A 17,122-nucleotide genomic window follows, 5' to 3' on the forward strand; every position below is an offset into this window, starting at 1 on the left:
GCGGCCGTCCCTGTGTAGTCTTCGTCATCTTCGTCGACCCCTGCCTTGTGAAGCGAACCAACTTGTTCCGGCAACCATCCGGGTCCGATGAAGGTGCTGGCGCGATCAAGCTACGGGGCAGCCAAGAGCGGCTCAGGGCGGATACGATCCGATCGCCAGCCGCTCTGCCGCGGATGGCCATCCGCGGCAGAGCATTCCTTTCGGAACACCCGACGATAATCGATTTCGCTATTACAAGGGCGGATAAGCCGAAGGCGCCATCCGCCGACATACTCGCGGTGATCGCAAAAGTGGCGGATGACGCTTCGCTTATCCGCCCTACGAACTACGAATGCAGCGTGAGGCGACGAAACTACTCGTCGACGAACTCGTCCCGCCGATAGCCCTGCGCATACAGCAGCGCCGTGAGGTCGCCGTGGTCGATGCGGCCGTGGGCGGCAGCGGCGACAGCTGGCTTGGCGTGGTAGGCGATGCCGAGGCCGGCGGCCTGGATCATGCCGAGATCGTTGGCGCCGTCGCCGACCACCAGCGTGTCGATGGCGTCGAGGTCATCGGCTTCGCGGAGCTCCAGCAGCGTCGCCAGCTTGGCGTCGCGGCCCAGGATCGGTTCGGCGACTTCGCCGGTAAGTTGGCCGTCACGGGCGATCAGTTCATTGGCGCGGTTCTCGGCGAAGCCGAGCCGCTCCGCGACCACCTTCGTGAACTGGGTAAAGCCGCCTGAGACCAGGCAGGTGTAGGCGCCATGCTTGCGCATGGTTTGGACCAGCGTGCGGCCGCCGGGCGTCGGGATGATGCGGGTCGCCAGCACCTCGTCGATGACGCTGACGGATAGGCCCTTCAGCAACGCGACGCGCTCGCGCAGCGCCGGCTCGAACGCGATCTCGCCGCGCATCGCCCGCTCGGTGATGGCGGCGACGTGCTCCTTCAGCCCGACGAAATCGGCGAGCTCATCGATGCATTCCTGGCCGATCATGGTCGAATCCATGTCGGCGAGAAAAAGCTTCTTGCGCCTTGTCGCTTCCGGCTGCACCACGACGTCGATCGGCAGGTCGCCGCGGGCGGCGCGGAGGCGATCGGCCAGCACCAGCGTGTCCTCGTCGCTGGCGAAGCTGATATCGGCGGCGACCTCGTCGAACAACCACACCGCGCGATTGGGCTGCGGCAGCACCGCCCGCATCCCATCGATCACGGTGGAGTCGAGGGCGGGGGCGTTCGGATTGCAGATGAGCGTGGCGACGAGCGACATGGAACAGGGCGATCCGGGACAGGAGGGCGGGCCGGCGGCGGTGCTTATCGCAGGGCCAACCGCCAGCGGCAAGTCGGCGTTGGCGCTGCGCCTCGCACAAGCGCGCGACGGCGTCGTCATCAATTGTGATTCGATGCAGGTTTATCGCGACCTGCGCATCATCACGGCGCGGCCGACGCCGGAGGACGAAGCGGCAGCGCCGCATGCGCTGTATGGCACGGTCGACGCGGCGGTGAATTTCTCCGCCGGTGCGTTCGTCGAGGCCGCGGCCGGCGCCCTGAACGAGGCGCGGTCGACCGGTCGGCTGCCGATCTTCATCGGCGGGACCGGGCTGTATTTCAAGGCGCTGACGCGCGGCCTGTCGGCGGTGCCGCCGGTTCCGGATGCGATGCGCGATGAGGTCCGGGCCCGGCTCGATCGCGACGGCGTGCAGGCGCTGCACGCCGAACTCGGCCTCCACGATCCGGAGGCCGCGGCGCGGCTGGCGCCGGCCGACCGCACGAGGGTGGCGCGTGCGCTCGAAGTTGTGCTGGCGACGGGGAAGCCGCTGGCGCAATGGCACGAGCGGGGGACGCCGCCGCTACTGCCGCCGGTGCGCGTCAGTGCGGTGTTTCTCGCCGCCGACCGTGATACGCTGTACGCGCGCATCGATGCGCGCTTCGCCGCGATGCTGCAGGCCGGCGCGCTGGAAGAGGTTGCGGCGCTGGCCGAGCGCCGGCTCGACCCGCTGCTGCCGGCCATGAAGGCGCATGGGGTGCCGGCGGTGATGCGCTATCTGCGCGGCGAGATTTCGCTCGAAGAGGCGGCCGCGATCGGCGCGGCCGATACGCGGCATTACGCCAAACGGCAATTCACCTGGTTTCGGCACCAGCTGCCAGAGTTTCGCTGGGTGCGGCCGGATGAGGCGGATGCCCACTTCGCGGCCGTCATTCCGGGGTGCGCGTGAGACGTGCCTTCGGGCTGTCATTCCGGGGCGCGCGTAAACGCGCGAACCCGGAATCTCGATATTATGGAAGCGCTGGTGTGGCCTGAACGTCGGGATTCCGGGTTCACGCGCTCTCGCGCGTGCCCCGGAATGACGTTGCTGGATGGGGGCCGTCGCGGCTTTCGCAATGGCGATGCAGCGCTCCTGCACCTATTTACCTCTCGCGAGGCGGGCGGAATCCGGCTAAGGTTTCATCCCTAAGGCGTTCGACCTGCCTTGACATATGAGGTTTCGGGGGTATGGTCCCGCGAAACCTTTGGGAAGCCTGAGCGGCACAATGCGACACATTATTTCCGATCTGCTTCTCGTCATCGTAGCCAGGCGCACCGCCGGGGGTGGATAGAATTCACCCCACGAACGGACGGTGCGCTGAGGGCCTTCGACGGGCCCTTTTTTATTGTCCGATCGATCCCGACCACCACGACCATCCACGGACCACCGAGACCAACGCGCCAGACGGCGCCTCCGGAGCCAGCCATGACCGAGACCAAGAGCCACGATGCCAATCAGATGACCGGCGCGGCGATGATCGTCCGCGCCCTGATCGATCATGGCGTTGAGCATCTCTTCGGCTATCCGGGCGGCTCGGTCCTTCCGATCTATGACGAGATCTTCCAGCAGGATCAGCTTCAGCACATTCTGGTGCGTCACGAGCAGGGTGCCGGCCACGCCGCCGAGGGCTATGCGCGCTCGACCGGCAAGCCGGGCGTGGTGCTGGTGACCTCGGGCCCCGGCGCTACCAACATGGTGACGCCGCTGGCCGACGCGCTGATGGATTCGATCCCGCTGGTGTGCATCACCGGGCAGGTGCCGACGCATCTGATCGGCAACGACGCCTTCCAGGAATGCGACACGGTCGGCATCACCCGGCCGTGCACCAAGCACAACTGGCTGGTGCGTGACATCAAGGATCTGGCGCGCGTGTTGCACGAGGCGTTCTACGTCGCGACCAGCGGCCGGCCGGGCCCGGTGGTGGTGGACGTGCCGAAGGACGTGCAGTTCGCCGTCGGCACCTATCATCCGCCGCGCAGGACCGATGTGCACATCTCCTACACGCCGCAGGTGAAGGGCGATCCCGTCGCGATCCGCAAGGCGGTGTCGATGCTCGCCGGCGCCAAGCGGCCGGTGATCTATTCGGGCGGCGGCGTGGTGAACTCCGGCGACGAAGCCTGCCGCCTGCTGCGCGAGCTGGTGGAGGTCACCGACTTCCCGATCACCTCGACGCTGATGGGGCTCGGCGCATACCCTGCGTCCGGCAAGAACTGGCTGGGCATGCTCGGCATGCACGGCACCTACGAGGCCAACATGACGATGCATGATTGCGACGTCATGCTGTGCATCGGCGCGCGCTTCGACGACCGCATCACCGGCCGCACCGACGCGTTCTCGCCGAACTCCAAGAAGATCCACATCGATATCGACCCGTCGTCGATCAACAAGAACATCCGCGTCGACGTTCCGATCATCGGCGATGTCGCCAACGTGCTGGGCGATATCCTCACTGTGTTCAAGGCCGAGGCCAAGAAGCCGGATATCAAGCCGTGGTGGCAGCAGGTGGCGACCTGGCGCGCGCGCAATTCGCTGGCCTACAAGAAGAACTCCGAGCTGATCATGCCGCAATACGCCATCCAGCGGCTGTACGAGGCGACGCGCGGGCGTGATACTTATATCACCACCGAAGTCGGCCAGCATCAGATGTGGGCGGCGCAGTTCTACGGCTTCGAGCAGCCGCATCGCTGGATGACGTCGGGTGGCCTCGGCACCATGGGCTACGGCCTGCCGGCGGCGCTCGGCGTGCAGGTGGCGCATCGCGACTCGCTGGTGATCGACATCGCCGGCGACGCCTCGGTGCAGATGACCATGCAGGAGATGGCGACGGCGGTGCAGTACGAACTGCCGATCAAGATCTTCATCCTCAACAACCAGTACATGGGCATGGTCCGGCAGTGGCAGCAATTGCTGCATGGTAACCGTCTGTCGCATTCCTACACCGAGGCGATGCCTGACTTCGTCAAGCTCGCGGAGGCTTACGGTGGCGTCGGCATGCAGGTGATCAAGCCTGGCGATCTCGACGGCGCCATTGCCGAGATGATCAAGGTGAAGAAGCCGGTACTGTTCGATTGCCGCGTCGCCTCGCTGGAGAACTGCTTCCCGATGATCCCGTCCGGCAAGGCCCACAACGAGATGCTACTACCGTCCGAAGCCACCGACGAAGCCACCGCCGCCGCCTTCGCCGGCGGCAAGGCGCTGGTGTGAGCCGCCGCGCAACGCGCTGAACCTCTCCCCGCGTGCGGGGAGAGGTCGGCCCGGCGGAGTGTAGCGAAGCCGGGTCGGGTGAGGGGGCGCTTCCGCACATTGCGGACTCAGCAGCTCCTCACCCCAACCCTCTCCCCGCAACAGCGGGGCGAGGGAGTTCGCCGTGCCTGGTGAATCACTTCGACCTGATACGAGCCTGATCGCACCCATTCGAAACGAGACCGCAACAATGACCCAACCCGCCTCCGCCTACTTCATCGAAGAGCGTCACGATCCGAACGAGACTCACACGCTGTCGGTCCTGGTGCAGAACGAGCCCGGCGTGCTGGCGCGGGTGATCGGGCTGTTCTCCGGCCGTGGTTACAACATCGAAAGTCTCACGGTGTCGGAGACCGAGGCGCAGAAGCACGTCTCGCGCATCACCATCGTCACCACCGGCACGCCGATGGTGATCCAGCAGATCAAGAACCAGCTCGACCGCATGGTGCCGGTGTATCGCGTCGTCGACCAGACGCTGACCGGGCGCTCGATCGAGCGCGAGCTGGCGATGGTCAAGCTGCGCGGCGTCGGCGACGCTCGCGTCGAGTCGCTTCGGCTCGCCGAGGCGTTCCGCGCCCGCGTCATCGACGCTTCGACCGAGAGCTTCGTGTTCGAGATCACCGGTGGTCCGACCAAGATCAATCAGTTCATCGAACTGATGCGCCCGCTCGGCCTCGTCGAGGTCGTGCGCACGGGCGTCGCCGCCATCACGCGCGGCCCGGAAGGGATGTAGCCGCTAGGCAGCGATCGCTTCGGCGATCTGATCGAGCGGGTGGTTGGTGAGGTCTTTGGCCAGCGAGCGGATCAGCGAGGCTTCGACGGTCTTGTGCAGGATCGGCCGGATCTGGCCGAGCGTCTGCGGGTCGGCGACCAGCACCAACTGATCGAATTCGCCGTCCAGCTTCATCTTGTTCAGCGTGTGGGAGAGCTGCTTGGCAAAGGTGGCTTCGTCGGTCTGGCTCTTGGTCTGATCCTCGGGGCGCGAGCCCGACGGGCCGTTCTCGGCAGGATCCGGCTCCAGCTTGCGTTCCTGGCGCAGCGAAACGTCGGTGGGCTTGCCGGCATTGCGCAGCAGCAGCGCGCCGCGTCCATCGGCGACCACGACCAGGGTGTTATGCGGAATCAGAGCCATCGGATGTCCTCTCGATCGGTGACCGGCGCGGCGCGCGGCCGGATGCTACACAGGGGCAACCGGCGCGGTCCGGCTCGGTTCCGCGGGCCGGGTCGAAACCGGGACTGCGGAGAGGTCGATCCCTTTCAGCGTGCTGGGATTGCTCCAGTCGACCGACTCGACGACGCCGAACGATCCGTCGGTTTCCAGCACCACCGCGTCGACGTTGGCGATTTCGGCGATGCCGCGGCTGCGCAGCACTGCCGCGACTTCGTCGCGGGTGACGCGCTGCACCACCAGCGCCCGATCGATGAAGCTGCCTTTGTAGATCAGCAAAGTGGGTTCGCTCTTCACCAGGCCCTCGAGCCACGGCTGCCGCACCGAGCACCAGGTAATCACATATTGCAGGCCGATCAGCATCGCCATCGCGGCCAGACCCTGGCCGAGCGAAACGCTGTGGTTCAGCGCCACGGTGGCGAGCACCGATCCGAGCGCGACGGTAACGACGAGGTCGAAAGCGTTCAGCTTGGTCAGCGTCCGCTTGCCGGAGATGCGCAGAAACGCCACCAGCGCCAGGTAGGCGATTGGGTTCACGACGACAACGTGGAGTATATCGGACATCGGTGACCTCGGCTGGACGCGTGAACGTCGCCCTGGCCTCCGCCAAACCGGAGTGGGCTGCACATCGTTTCGGCCGGTGCGGCCCGGGCCGGCCGCAGATAGTTGGGGCGTGGAGGCGCGTAACCCGCTGGGCGGGATACAGCTACGCGCCGCCGACGCTTATCGCGGCCGGGCCGATCAGCTAGGAACGCGGCCAATGCCCGCGCGCGGCGCGCGGAACCGGGGTGGAGACGACATGAAGCCTGCCGACACGGCGCTCGCGTTGCTGGTCGCGATCATCTGGGGCCTGGGCTTCGTGTTTACGCGCTATGCGCTCGACGATCTGTCGCCGTCACAGCTCAACCTGTTGCGCTTCGCGATCGCGGCGCTGCCTTGCCTCGTGCTGCCGCGGCCGAAGATTTCCTGGCCGTTGCTGCTCGGCCTGACGGCGCTGCTGGTGGTGCAGTTTCTGACCCAGACCTTCGGCATGGCGCACGGCGTGCCGGCGGGATTGACGGCGGTGATCGTGCAAAGCCAGGCGCTGTTCACCATCGGCCTCGGGGCGCTTTTTCTCGGCGAGCGCCCGAGCCGCGCGCAAATCGGCGGCATCGCGGTGGCAGCGTGTGGGCTTCTGATGATCTGCTTCACGGTCGGCTACGATTTCAGCGTCGGCGCTTTCGCGGTGTCGATGACCGCGCCGGTCAGCTTTGCGGTGATGAATCTGCTGCTGCGCCGGACCAGCGCGGTGCCGATGCTTGATTTGTTTGCCTGGATCAGCCTGGCATCGCTGCCACCGCTGGCCGCCGCGGCGCTGATGGCCGACGGGCTAGCGCAGAGCTGGCAGGCGATGACGCATCTGTCGCCGGGGGTCATGGCGTCGCTGCTGTTGCTCTCGGTCGGCTCGACCACGATCGGCTACTGGATCTGGGGCCGGCTGCTGCACGCCTACACCTCCGCCCAAGTGACGCCGTTCGCGCTGCTGGTCCCCTTCATCGGGGCGGGGGCCTCCAGCCTGGCGTTCGGCGAGACCTTCGGGCCGCTGCGGCTGGCCGGGATGGTGATCGTGGTCGTCGGGCTCGCCATCATGCTGCTGTTCGGCCGCTTCCGGCCAGAACTGCCGGAGGTCGGCTGAAGGCCGCTCGGCGGAAAGTCGTAAGGGATGCTGTTGCAGCGCGGCAGGGGCGCTGCCGCGCAGGCACAAATCACCGCCGCGGGCTTGTCTCGGGTGCCCCAGCGCCCTAGAAACCAGCGGCAATTCGACGGTCGGCCGGGACGGCCCGATCACACCAGCGGGGCGGGACGGGCCGCCGAACAAGAGGACGAAGGATGCGAGTTTATTACGATCGCGACGCCGATCTGAACCTGATCAAGGGCAAGAAGGTCGTCATCATCGGTTACGGCAGCCAGGGCCACGCCCACGCGCTGAACCTGAAGGATTCCGGCGTCAAGGACGTCGCGATCGCGCTGCGCGCCGGCTCGGCCACCGCCAAGAAGGCCGAAGCCGCTGGCTTCAAGGTGATGGAAGTCGCCGAGGCCGCCAAGTGGGCCGACGTGATGATGATGCTGACGCCCGACGAACTGCAGGGTGACATCTATCGCGAGCATCTGCACGACAACATGAAGAAGGGCGCGGCGCTGCTGTTCGCCCACGGCCTCAACGTGCACTTCAACCTGATCGAGCCGCGCGCCGATCTCGACGTGCTGATGGTGGCGCCGAAGGGCCCCGGCCACACCGTGCGCGGCGAGTATCAGAAGGGCGGCGGCGTGCCGTGCCTGATCGCGATCCACAAGGACTCGTCGGGCAACGCCCACGATCTCGGCCTCAGCTACGCCTCGGCGATCGGCGGCGGCCGCGCCGGCATCATCGAGACCTCGTTCAAGGAAGAGTGCGAGACCGATCTGTTCGGCGAGCAGGTGGTGCTGTGCGGCGGCCTGGTCGAGCTGATCAAGGGCGGCTTCGAGACCCTGGTCGAGGCCGGCTATGCGCCGGAGATGGCCTACTTCGAGTGCCTGCACGAAGTGAAGCTGATCGTCGACCTGATCTACGAAGGCGGCATCGCCAACATGAACTACTCGATCTCCAACACGGCGGAATACGGCGAATACGTCACCGGCCCGCGCATCGTGACGCCGGAGACCAAGAAGGAAATGAAGAAGGTTCTGGAAGACATCCAGAACGGCATCTTCACCCGCAACTGGATGCTGGAAAACAAGGTCAACCAGACCTCGTTCAAGGCCACCCGCAACAAGCTCGCCCAGCACCAGATCGAGGAAGTCGGCGCCAAGCTGCGCGACATGATGCCCTGGATCAAGAAGGGCGCGCTGGTCGACAAGAGCAAGAACTAAGCGCAGCCCGTAGGGCGGATAAGCCGAAGGCGCCATCCGCCGTCTCGTGCTCGGGACGGCGGATGACGCTTCGCTCATCCGCCCTACGGCTCGACGCCCACAGCGTCATCCTGAGGTGCCGCCGCGTAGCGGCGGCCTCGAAGGATGGGCCACAGACGCGGTGCTAAGTCATCCTTCGAGGCTCGCTTCGCTCGCACCTCAGGATGACGGAAGGCTAGAAGCAACAAGAACGGGATCGCGGCAACGCGGTCCCGTTTTTCCGTTGGCTATGCTACGTTCGCGAGAACGAGAGGAGCCTCTCCATGCCGTCCGTCGTCATCACCGGTGTTTCGACCGGCATCGGCCATGCCTGTGCGAAGATGCTGCTGGACAAGAGCTTTCGCGTGTTCGGCAGCGTCCGGAAGGAGGCTGATGCGGCACGGCTTCAGCAGGAGTTCGGCGAAGCCTTCACGCCGCTGATTTTCGACGTCACCGACGCGGCGGCGGTGCACCAGGCGGCGGATGAGGTGAGGGCGGCGCTCGGCGGTGAGAAGCTGGCCGGCCTCGTCAATAACGCCGGCATCGCGGTGTCAGGCGCGGTGGTCGATCTGTCACCGAACGATTTCCGTCGTCAGTTCGAGGTCAACGTCATCGCGCCGATCGTGGCCACGCAGGCTTTCGCGCCGCTGCTCGGGACCGATGCGTCGTTGCGCGGCGCGCCGGGGCGGATCGTCATGATGAGTTCGATCGCCGGCAAGTTCGGCAACCCGCTGATGGCCGCTTACTCCGCGTCCAAGCATGCGCTCAATGGTTTGTCAGATGGGTTGCGGCGCGAACTGATGCTGTTCGGCATCGACGTCGTGGTGATCATGCCGGGCGCGGTGAAGACGCCGATCTGGGGCAAGGCCGAGCAGGAAGACATCAGCAAATATGCGGGCTCGCCGTTCTACCCGGCGCTGCAAAAAATCCGCGCGATGCTGCCGCAGCTTGACGCCAGCGGCCTGCCGCCCGAGACGATCGCGCAGCACGTCTATGACGCACTGACGTCGCCGAAGCCCAAGGCACACGACGTGATCACGCCGGGCCCGCTGCGGTTTTGGCTGTCGACCAAGCTGCCGCCGCGGATCGTCGACAAGATCGTGGCGAAGCGGCTCGGGTTAAAGCCGAGGAAATAACGACGTGTAGGGCGGATAAGCCGAAGGCGTCATCCGCCGCTTCGCGCGTTGAGGTACTGATGGCGGATGGCGCTTCGCTTATCCGCCCTACGGTTTGGTCTGTCCCCACAGCCAACGCGCTACCGAGTCCGGCGTGCCGTCGCTGGTCGCTGCGCGCAGATTGGCTTCGCGCATTGCAACAATGTCGATGCGGCCGAGCAAAGGCGTCAGCGCCTCTCGTAATTTGCGATCACCCGATCGCTTCGGCGCGAGTAGCAGCACCGCATCGTAAGGCGGGATCGCCTGCTTGGGATCGTCCAGCACGATGAGATCGTCTTTGGCTATCTGCCCGTCCGAGGTGTAGCCGGCGATGACGTCGACCTCGCCGGCATTCAGCGCTGCGTACATCAAATCCGGCTGCATCTGGCGTTCGGTCTTGAAGGCGATGCCGTAGGCGCGGCGCAGATTGTCCCATTCGGGGCGGGAGAAGAATTCGTAGTCGCCGGCGATGGTCATCTGCGGCGCGCGGGCAGCGAGGTCGGCGATGCTGCGGATATTCAGCGCTTCGGCTTTGGCGCGCGGCATCACCAGCGCATAGGCGTTGGCGAAGCCCAGTTCGCCGAGCAAAGCGATACCATCGCGGCCGAGGTCCCGCTTCAGATCGGCCAACACCTGCGCGCGTGGCGCGACGCCTTCGTGGTGAAACTGATTGGCCCACAGCGTGCCGGAGTAATCGACATAGGCGTCGATGTCGCCGGTTTTGAGCGCGTCGTAGATCACGCTGGAGCCAAGGCCGCTGCGGGTGGTGGCGGTGAGGCCAGCGGCCTCGACACGCTGCTCGAGAAGCGCGGCGAGGACATATTGTTCGCTGAAGGTTTTGGCGCCGATCACGTACGTCGCGCGGGCAACCATCAGACCGGGCGCCAGCGTCGCGATCAGCAGCGCCGCGAGGCCGAGGGCGCCGAGCGCGATTCGCGGGCGGCTACGAAGGCGAAGGCCGGCTTCGATCAGCGCCAGCAATTGATCGACCGCGACCGCCAGCACGGCGGCGGCGACGCAGCCGAACACGACCAGTACCCAGTTCTGGGTCTGCAGCCCGGCGAAGATGTAGTTGCCAAGGCTGGTCTGTCCGATCGGCGTCGACAGCGTCGCGGTGCCGATCACCCATACCGCACTGGTGCGGACGCCGGCCATGATCACCGGCAGCGCCAGCGGCAGCTCGACCATCGTCAGCACCTGCCGCGGTGTCATGCCGACGCCTTGCGCGGCCTCGACCAGCGCCGGATCGACGCCGTCCAGCCCGGTGATCGTGTTGCGGAGAACCGGCAGCATCGAATATAGCGCCAGCGCGAGCATCGCCGGCAGGAAGCCGAACGCCGAGAAGCCAACGCCGAAGGCCCGCAGGCTCAGCGCTGCCAGCACCAGCAGCAGTGGATAGAACAGCGCGAGCAGCGCCAACCCTGGGATGGTCTGAACGATGCCGGCAGCGCCGAGCAGGGCGCCGCGTAGCAGCGGCCGATGCCGCGACAGGATCGCCAGAGGCAGGCTGAGCGCGAGGCCGAGCGTCAGCGCCGCGGCGCTGACGCGGATGTGGCTGCCGAGATAATCGGGCAGGTGCGCTAGCGCTTCGCTGGCGCGCGGATCGTCGAGCAGGCTCATGCGCCGCCGTCCAGCAGCGCGGCGAGCCGCTGGGCCTGGCGGCGCGGCGTCTGCATCAGCTCGGCGACATAGGGCTCGCGGCTGGCGCTGAGTCCGGCCGGCGTGCCTTGTTCTAAGAGCTTGCCGGCGCGCATCACCGCGATGCGGTCGGCGAGCAGCAGCGCCTCGGTGATGTCGTGGGTGATCAGGATGGTGGTGAGTCCGAGGCGCTGGTGCAGCGCGCGGAAATCTTCGCCCAGCGCATCGCGCGTCAGCGGATCGAGCGCGCCGAACGGCTCGTCCATCAGCACGATCTCGGGCTTCGCGGCGAGGGCGCGCGCGACGCCGACACGCTGGCGCTGGCCGCCGGAGAGCTCGTGCGGGAAACGACGGCGATGCTGCGCTGGGTCGAGTCGCACCAGATCGAGCAATTCGTCGACGCGCGCCGAGATGTCGGCCTTGGACCAGCCGAGCAGCTTCGGCGTGATGCCGATATTGGCGGCGACGCTCATGTGCGGGAACAGCGCGGCGGCCTGGAACACGGTGCCGATGCGCCGGCGCAGCGCAATCGGATCGGCGGTGCGGATATCGTCGCCGGCGATGCGGACGCTGCCGGCGTCGAGTTCGATCAGCCGGTTGGCGAGGCGCAGCAACGTGGTCTTGCCCGAGCCGGAGCCGCCGACGATGGCGAGCAGCTCGCCGTGCGCCACCGTCAATGTCACGTTGTCGACAGCGGTGGTCGCGCCGAAGCTTTTGGCGACGCGGTCGTAGGCGATCATCGGCGGGGCGTCGCGATCCATACCGCAGCATGACCGCGCCCGGCGGCTTCGCGCAAGCGGCGCTTGCATGTCGGCGCGCCGCGTTGAATGGTCGGCGCGGCAACGATCCGGGGAGGGCGCGTGAGCGGACAGACGGCGGCAGCGGTCGAGCTGCGGGAGGCGACGGTGGCATTCCGCCTCACCGGCGGGCGGACCTATACCGCGGTGGAGCAAGCTTCGCTAGAGGTCGCGGACGGCGAGTTCGTCGCCATCGTCGGGCCGACCGGCTGCGGGAAGTCGACGCTGCTCAATGTGGCCGCGGGGCTGCTGCGGCCGGCGGCCGGGCAGGCGGCGATCTTCGGCGCGGCGCTGGACGGGCTGAACCACGACGCCGGCTATCTGTTTCAGGCCGATGCGCTGTTCCCGTGGAAGACCGCGATCGACAACGTTGCCATCGGGCTCGAGATATCCGGCACGCCGCGGACTGAGGCGCTGACGCGGGCGCAGGGCTGGCTGGAGACAGTCGGGCTCGGCAGCTTCACGCAGCGCTATCCGCATATGCTGTCGGGCGGCCAGCGCAAGCGCGTCGGCCTCGCCCAGGTGCTGATCCGCGATCCGAAAATCCTGCTGATGGACGAGCCCTTCGGGCCGCTCGACGCCCAGACGCGGCAGATCATGGGCAATCTGCTGCTCGAGCTGTGGAGCAAGCATCGCAAGGCGGTGTTGTTCGTCACTCACGATCTGGAAGAGGCGATCGCGCTGGCCGATCGCGTGGTGATCATGTCGGCCGGGCCGTCGTCGCGCATCATCGGCGACTGGCGGGTGACGCTGCCGCGCCCGCGCGACATCTTCGAAATCCGCCTGACCCACGATTTCCACGCTCTGCACCGCGAGATCTGGGGCGTGCTGCGCGAGCAGGTGATGAAGGCCTATGGGCAAGGCGGGCAGGCGGCGTAATGAGTAGTTTGGTGGTCGTGAACTTGCGCCGAGCACAGCGCGCTCCCTCCCCCTTGCGGGGAGGGTTGGGGTGGGGGTCCACAACGGGACGCCATCCTCGTAGCACCCCCACCCCCGACCCCTCCCCGCAAGGGGGAGGGGAGAAGAGGGCGCATCGTCGTGTAGCTGATCGCTGCCTGCGAGAGGTTGCGTGATGCCGCGCTTAAAACTCCTCGCTCTCCAGCTCCTCGTCGCCATCGTCGCCCTTGGCATCTGGCAGCTCTTCAGCACCGTGCCGATCGCCGGCAAGCTGTGGCTGCCGCCGTTCTTCTTTTCGACGCCGGTGGATGTCGCCAAGCAGGTGATCGCCTGGTTCGCCACTGGCGTGATCTGGAAGCATCTCGTCATCACGCTGTGGGAGTCGATGCTGGCGTTTGCGCTCGGTTCGGCGGCCGGCGTGCTGGTCGGGTTCTGGTTCGCGCGGCAGCCGCGGGTCGCGGCCGTGTTCGATCCCTATGTGAAGATGGTCAATGCGCTGCCGCGCGTGGTATTGGCGCCGATCTTCACGCTGTGGCTCGGGCTCGGCATCTGGTCCAAGGTCGCGCTCGGCGTCACGCTGGTGTTCTTCGTGGTGTTCTTCAACGTCTATCAGGGCGTCAAGGAAACCAGCGCGACGCTGGTCGACAATGCCCGGATGCTCGGCATGAGCGAGCGGCAGATGATGCGCCACGTGTTCTGGCCGTCGGCGCTGTCGTGGATGTTCTCCTCGTTGCACACCTCGATCGGCTTCGCGGTGGTCGGCGCAGTGGTCGGCGAATATCTCGGAGCCGCCGCCGGGCTCGGCTATCTGATCCAGCAGGCCGAGGGTTCGTTCGACGTCGCCGGCGTGTTCGCCGGGATGTTCGTGTTGTCGGTATTTGTCATCCTGATCGACCTGATGGTCAGTCTGGTCGAGCGGCGGCTGTTGGTATGGCGGCCGCAGGCGGGCGCGCAGCCGACCGACTAGAGGGCGGGGCGGCTTTGGCTTATTGTCGTTTGCTTCGTCCGGGGAGACCATCATGAACAAAACGATCGCCAAGATCGCCGCGTCGCTGGCCGCGCTGCTGTTCGCCGGCTCATTCGCTCACGCCCAGACCAAGGTGACAATCGCCGTCGGCGGCGGCGCCTGCCTGTGCTATCTGCCGACGGTGCTGGCCAAGGAAATCGGCGCCTACGACAAAGCCGGGCTCAACGTCGAACTGGTCGACCTCAAGGGCGGGTCGGATGCGCTCAAGGCCGTGCTCGGCGGCAGCGCCGATGTCGTCTCCGGCTATTTCGACCACACCGTCAATCTCGCCGCCAAAAAGCAGGAGATGCAGTCCTTCGTGGTCTACGACCGCTATCCCGGGCTGGTGCTGGTGGTGTCGCCGTCGCACACCGCGGAAATCAAGTCGATCAAGGACCTCGCCGGCAAAAAGGTCGGCGTCAGCGCGCCGGGCTCGTCGACCGACTTCTTCCTGAAGTATCAGCTCAAGAAGAACGGGCTCGATCCGAACGGCGTCTCGGTGATCGGCGTCGGCCTCGGCGCCACTGCGGTGGCGGCGATGCAGCAGGGCCAGATCGACGCAGCCGTGATGCTCGACCCGGCGGTGACGATCCTGCAGGCCGCGCATGCCGATCTGCGTATCCTCAGCGACACGCGCACCGAGCACGACACTCGCGCGGTGTTCGGCGGCGATTATCCGGGCGGCGCGCTGTATTCGACTACGTCGTGGATCAAGGCGCACCCGAAGGAGACCCAGGCGCTGACCGGCGCCATCCTGCAGACGCTGGCCTGGATCCACGGCCATTCGGCCGAAGAGATCGCCGACAAGATGCCCGCCGCGATCGTCGGCAAGGACAAGGCGCAATATGTCGCGGCGCTGAAGAACACGCTGCCGATGTATTCACAGACGGGACTCATGGACCCCAAGGGCGCCGAAGCGGTGCTTGCGGTGTTCAGCACCAGTTCGCCCGACGTCGCCAAGGCGAATATCGACGTTACCAGGACTTACACCAACGCTTTCGTCGAGCAGGCGACGAAGACCGGCGGCACGGCCAAATAGGTGATGCTTGAACGCTGAAGTACCCGTCACCATTCACCGGGTGACCAATCTGGATCTGTGGGTCGGCGACCATCATTGGCCGTTCGCGGACAAGCGCCGCGCCGAGATCGACGAGCACTTCGCCAAGCGCCAGGCGGACAAGCCCGATCTGTGGAACGGCCGCGTCCTGCTCGGCCGGCGACCGCGGTTCGACGGGGTTTATTTCAGCGCCGAGTATTTCGAGACCGACTTCGCCAGCTTCATGGCCTGGCGCGATTGGGGCTTTCCCGACGCCTCTGTGTTCAACGGCTTCGGCATGGGGGTGATCCGCGCGAGCGACGGCGCCATCGTGCTCGGCGAGATGGGTGCCCACACCGCCAACGCCGGCAAGGTGTATTTCGCCGGCGGCACGCCCGATCCGTCCGACGTCCGCAACCGCCGGCTCGAGATCGCCTCCAGCGTGGCGCGCGAGATCAAGGAAGAGACCGGCCTGACGCGGCTCGATTATCACGCCGCCGACCATTGGCACTGTGTCGAGGCCGGTCCGCTGGTGGCGATGTTGCGAATTTTGGACGTCGATCTGCCGGGGGAGGCGCTGAAGGCGCGGATCGAAGCCTTCCTCGCGCGCGAGACCAAGCCGGAGCTCAGCGGCATCCATCTGGTGCGGTCGAAGGCCGACTTCCTGCCGACAATGCCGCGGTTTGTGACCGCGTATCTCACGATGCTGTTGCACGGCGACGATTAAGGCGCGTCGACGATTAAGGCACGGCAACGATTAAGTCACGTCATTGCGAGGAGCGAAGCGACGAAGCAATCCAGCGCCGAGCACCGGGCTGGATTGCTTCGCTTCGCTCGCAATGACGGGGAGAGGGCGCGTGTCGTTCAGAGGCGAAGTAGCACTTAGCTCCGTCATGACCGGGCTTGTCCCGGTCATCCACGGACGTAGGCACTGAGAGCGTGGTAAGACGTGGATGGCCGGGACAAGCCCGGCCATGACGGCGTTTCTATGGGGGCGCCTCAGCCTCAGCCCCCAGCCTCACCCGTGCGCATGCACGCCCAAGTCGTCGCGCGGCGTGATGCCGAGGCGGTTGAACAGTGCGCGGTCCTTGCTGTCACCGGGATTCGGCGTGGTCAGCAGCGTGTCGCCGATGAAGATCGAGTTGGCGCCGGCCAGGAAGCAGAGTGCCTGCATCTCGTCGTTCATCGCGGTGCGGCCGGCGGCGAGGCGGACGTCCGATTTCGGCATCATGATGCGCGCCAGCGCGATGGTGCGGACGAATTCGAACGGATCGACCGGCGTCGCGGTCTTGGCGATCGGCGTGCCCTCGATCGGGATCAGCATGTTGATCGGCACGCTCTCCGGATGCTGCGGCAGATTGGCGAGGGTGCGCAGCATCTCGACGCGGTCGGTCGGCTTCTCACCGAGGCCGAGGATGCCGCCGCAGCACACTTTGATGCCGGCGTCGTGCACCTTCTCCAGCGTATTCAGCCGGTCCGAGTAGCTGCGGGTCTTCACCACCGACGAGTAAAATTCCTCCGAGGTGTCGACGTTGTGGTTGTAGTAATCGAGGCCGGCGTCGGCGAGCTGCTTGGCCTGGTCGTCGCTCAGCATGCCGAGCGTCATGCAGGCTTCCATGCCGAGCGCCTTGACGCCTTTCACCATCTCGATGATCGGCGCCATGTCGCGGTCCTTCGGCTCGCGCCACGCCGCACCCATGCAGTAGCGCGTCGCGCCGGCATCGCGCGCCGCCTTGGCGCCTTCGATCACTTTCTTCGGGTCCATCAGCTTGGAGGCGGGCAGGGCAGTGTCGTGATGCGCCGACTGGCTGCAATAGCCGCAATCCTCGGCGCAGCCGCCGGTCTTGACGTTGAGCAGCTGATTGCACTGCACGGCATTCGGATCGAAAGTCTGGCGGTGGATGGTCTGCGCCCGGAACATCAGGTCGGCGAACGGCGCGTTGTAGATCGCGGCGGCTTCCTCGCGGCTCCAGTCATGGCGGAAGACGGGGGT

16 protein-coding genes are annotated in these 17,122 nt (G+C 66.1%); 10 read left to right on the forward strand and 6 right to left on the reverse strand.

What is annotated here, in order from left to right:
• Positions 1–352: 352 nt before the first annotated feature.
• Positions 353–1,246 carry a phosphoserine phosphatase SerB gene (gene serB, locus I5M_RS26630; RefSeq protein ID WP_022724180.1) on the reverse strand — a complete coding sequence of 298 codons (894 nt, stop codon included), beginning with the start codon at positions 1,244–1,246 and terminating at the stop codon, positions 353–355.
• On the opposite strand from serB, the gene miaA reads away from it, so the two are divergent.
• The 3 genes from miaA (at position 1,245) to ilvN (ending at position 5,259) form a co-directional block, all read left to right on the forward strand.
• Positions 1,245–2,192: a tRNA (adenosine(37)-N6)-dimethylallyltransferase MiaA gene (gene miaA / locus I5M_RS26635; protein WP_022724181.1), complete on the forward strand. Its 948-nt coding sequence runs from the start codon at positions 1,245–1,247 to the stop codon at positions 2,190–2,192. The two genes, serB and miaA, sit on opposite strands and share 2 nt — an antisense overlap.
• 516 nt (positions 2,193–2,708) lie before the next feature.
• Positions 2,709–4,487, forward strand: coding sequence for an acetolactate synthase 3 large subunit (locus tag I5M_RS26640; protein ID WP_022724182.1), 1,779 nt, complete (start codon positions 2,709–2,711; stop codon positions 4,485–4,487).
• A 229-nt stretch (positions 4,488–4,716) separates the two neighbouring features.
• Entirely contained in the window at positions 4,717–5,259 is a 543-nt protein-coding gene (gene ilvN, locus I5M_RS26645; protein WP_022724183.1) for an acetolactate synthase small subunit, read from the forward strand.
• Positions 5,260–5,262: 3 nt separating this feature from the next.
• On the opposite strand, the gene I5M_RS26650 is transcribed toward ilvN, so the two are convergent.
• Both I5M_RS26650 and I5M_RS26655 read right to left on the reverse strand, forming a co-directional pair.
• Positions 5,263–5,658 carry a host attachment family protein gene (locus I5M_RS26650; RefSeq protein ID WP_022724184.1) on the reverse strand — a complete coding sequence of 132 codons (396 nt, stop codon included), beginning with the start codon at positions 5,656–5,658 and terminating at the stop codon, positions 5,263–5,265.
• A 45-nt stretch (positions 5,659–5,703) separates the two neighbouring features.
• Complete coding sequence (locus I5M_RS26655; RefSeq protein WP_022724185.1) at positions 5,704–6,258, reverse strand: DUF421 domain-containing protein; 555 nt, start codon at positions 6,256–6,258, stop codon at positions 5,704–5,706.
• A gap of 235 nt (positions 6,259–6,493) precedes the next feature.
• On the opposite strand from I5M_RS26655, the gene I5M_RS26660 reads away from it, so the two are divergent.
• The 3 genes from I5M_RS26660 (at position 6,494) to I5M_RS26670 (ending at position 9,737) form a co-directional block, all read left to right on the forward strand.
• Entirely contained in the window at positions 6,494–7,369 is an 876-nt protein-coding gene (locus tag I5M_RS26660; protein WP_031337692.1) for an EamA family transporter, read from the forward strand.
• A 194-nt stretch (positions 7,370–7,563) separates the two neighbouring features.
• Positions 7,564–8,583, forward strand: a complete 1,020-nt coding sequence (gene ilvC / locus I5M_RS26665) for a ketol-acid reductoisomerase (protein WP_022724187.1) — start codon at positions 7,564–7,566, stop codon at positions 8,581–8,583.
• 302 nt (positions 8,584–8,885) lie between these two features.
• Complete coding sequence (locus I5M_RS26670) at positions 8,886–9,737, forward strand: SDR family oxidoreductase (RefSeq protein WP_022724188.1); 852 nt, start codon at positions 8,886–8,888, stop codon at positions 9,735–9,737.
• 87 nt (positions 9,738–9,824) lie between these two features.
• On the opposite strand, the gene I5M_RS26675 is transcribed toward I5M_RS26670, so the two are convergent.
• Together I5M_RS26675 and I5M_RS26680 are read right to left on the reverse strand one after the other, a co-directional pair.
• Positions 9,825–11,375 (reverse strand): ABC transporter permease/substrate-binding protein, encoded by a 1,551-nt coding sequence (locus I5M_RS26675; protein ID WP_022724189.1) that lies wholly within the window; start codon positions 11,373–11,375, stop codon positions 9,825–9,827.
• Positions 11,372–12,154 carry an ABC transporter ATP-binding protein gene (locus tag I5M_RS26680; protein WP_022724190.1) on the reverse strand — a complete coding sequence of 261 codons (783 nt, stop codon included), beginning with the start codon at positions 12,152–12,154 and terminating at the stop codon, positions 11,372–11,374. The genes I5M_RS26675 and I5M_RS26680 overlap by 4 nt, the downstream gene beginning before the upstream one ends.
• Before the next feature lie 66 nt (positions 12,155–12,220).
• Between I5M_RS26680 and I5M_RS26685 the strand changes: the two genes are divergently transcribed.
• The 4 genes from I5M_RS26685 (at position 12,221) to I5M_RS26700 (ending at position 15,856) form a co-directional block, all read left to right on the forward strand.
• Positions 12,221–13,069, forward strand: a complete 849-nt coding sequence (locus I5M_RS26685) for an ABC transporter ATP-binding protein (RefSeq protein WP_022724191.1) — start codon at positions 12,221–12,223, stop codon at positions 13,067–13,069.
• A gap of 193 nt (positions 13,070–13,262) precedes the next feature.
• Positions 13,263–14,054, forward strand: coding sequence for an ABC transporter permease (locus I5M_RS26690; protein ID WP_022724192.1), 792 nt, complete (start codon positions 13,263–13,265; stop codon positions 14,052–14,054).
• 52 nt (positions 14,055–14,106) lie between these two features.
• On the forward strand, positions 14,107–15,132 hold the full coding sequence (locus I5M_RS26695) for an ABC transporter substrate-binding protein (RefSeq protein WP_022724193.1): 1,026 nt from the start codon (positions 14,107–14,109) through the stop codon (positions 15,130–15,132).
• Positions 15,133–15,139: 7 nt separating this feature from the next.
• The gene (locus I5M_RS26700) at positions 15,140–15,856 is read left to right on the forward strand and encodes a hypothetical protein (RefSeq protein WP_022724194.1); all 717 of its coding nucleotides are present in this window, start codon (positions 15,140–15,142) and stop codon (positions 15,854–15,856) included.
• 291 nt (positions 15,857–16,147) lie between these two features.
• Here I5M_RS26700 and bioB read toward each other — a convergent pair.
• Positions 16,148–17,122, reverse strand: a 975-nt coding sequence (bioB, locus tag I5M_RS26705; protein WP_022724195.1) for a biotin synthase BioB, incomplete at its 5' end; no start/stop codon positions are given.

The organism is Rhodopseudomonas sp. B29 (assembly GCF_000333455.1).
Classification (GTDB): domain Bacteria; phylum Pseudomonadota; class Alphaproteobacteria; order Rhizobiales; family Xanthobacteraceae; genus Rhodopseudomonas.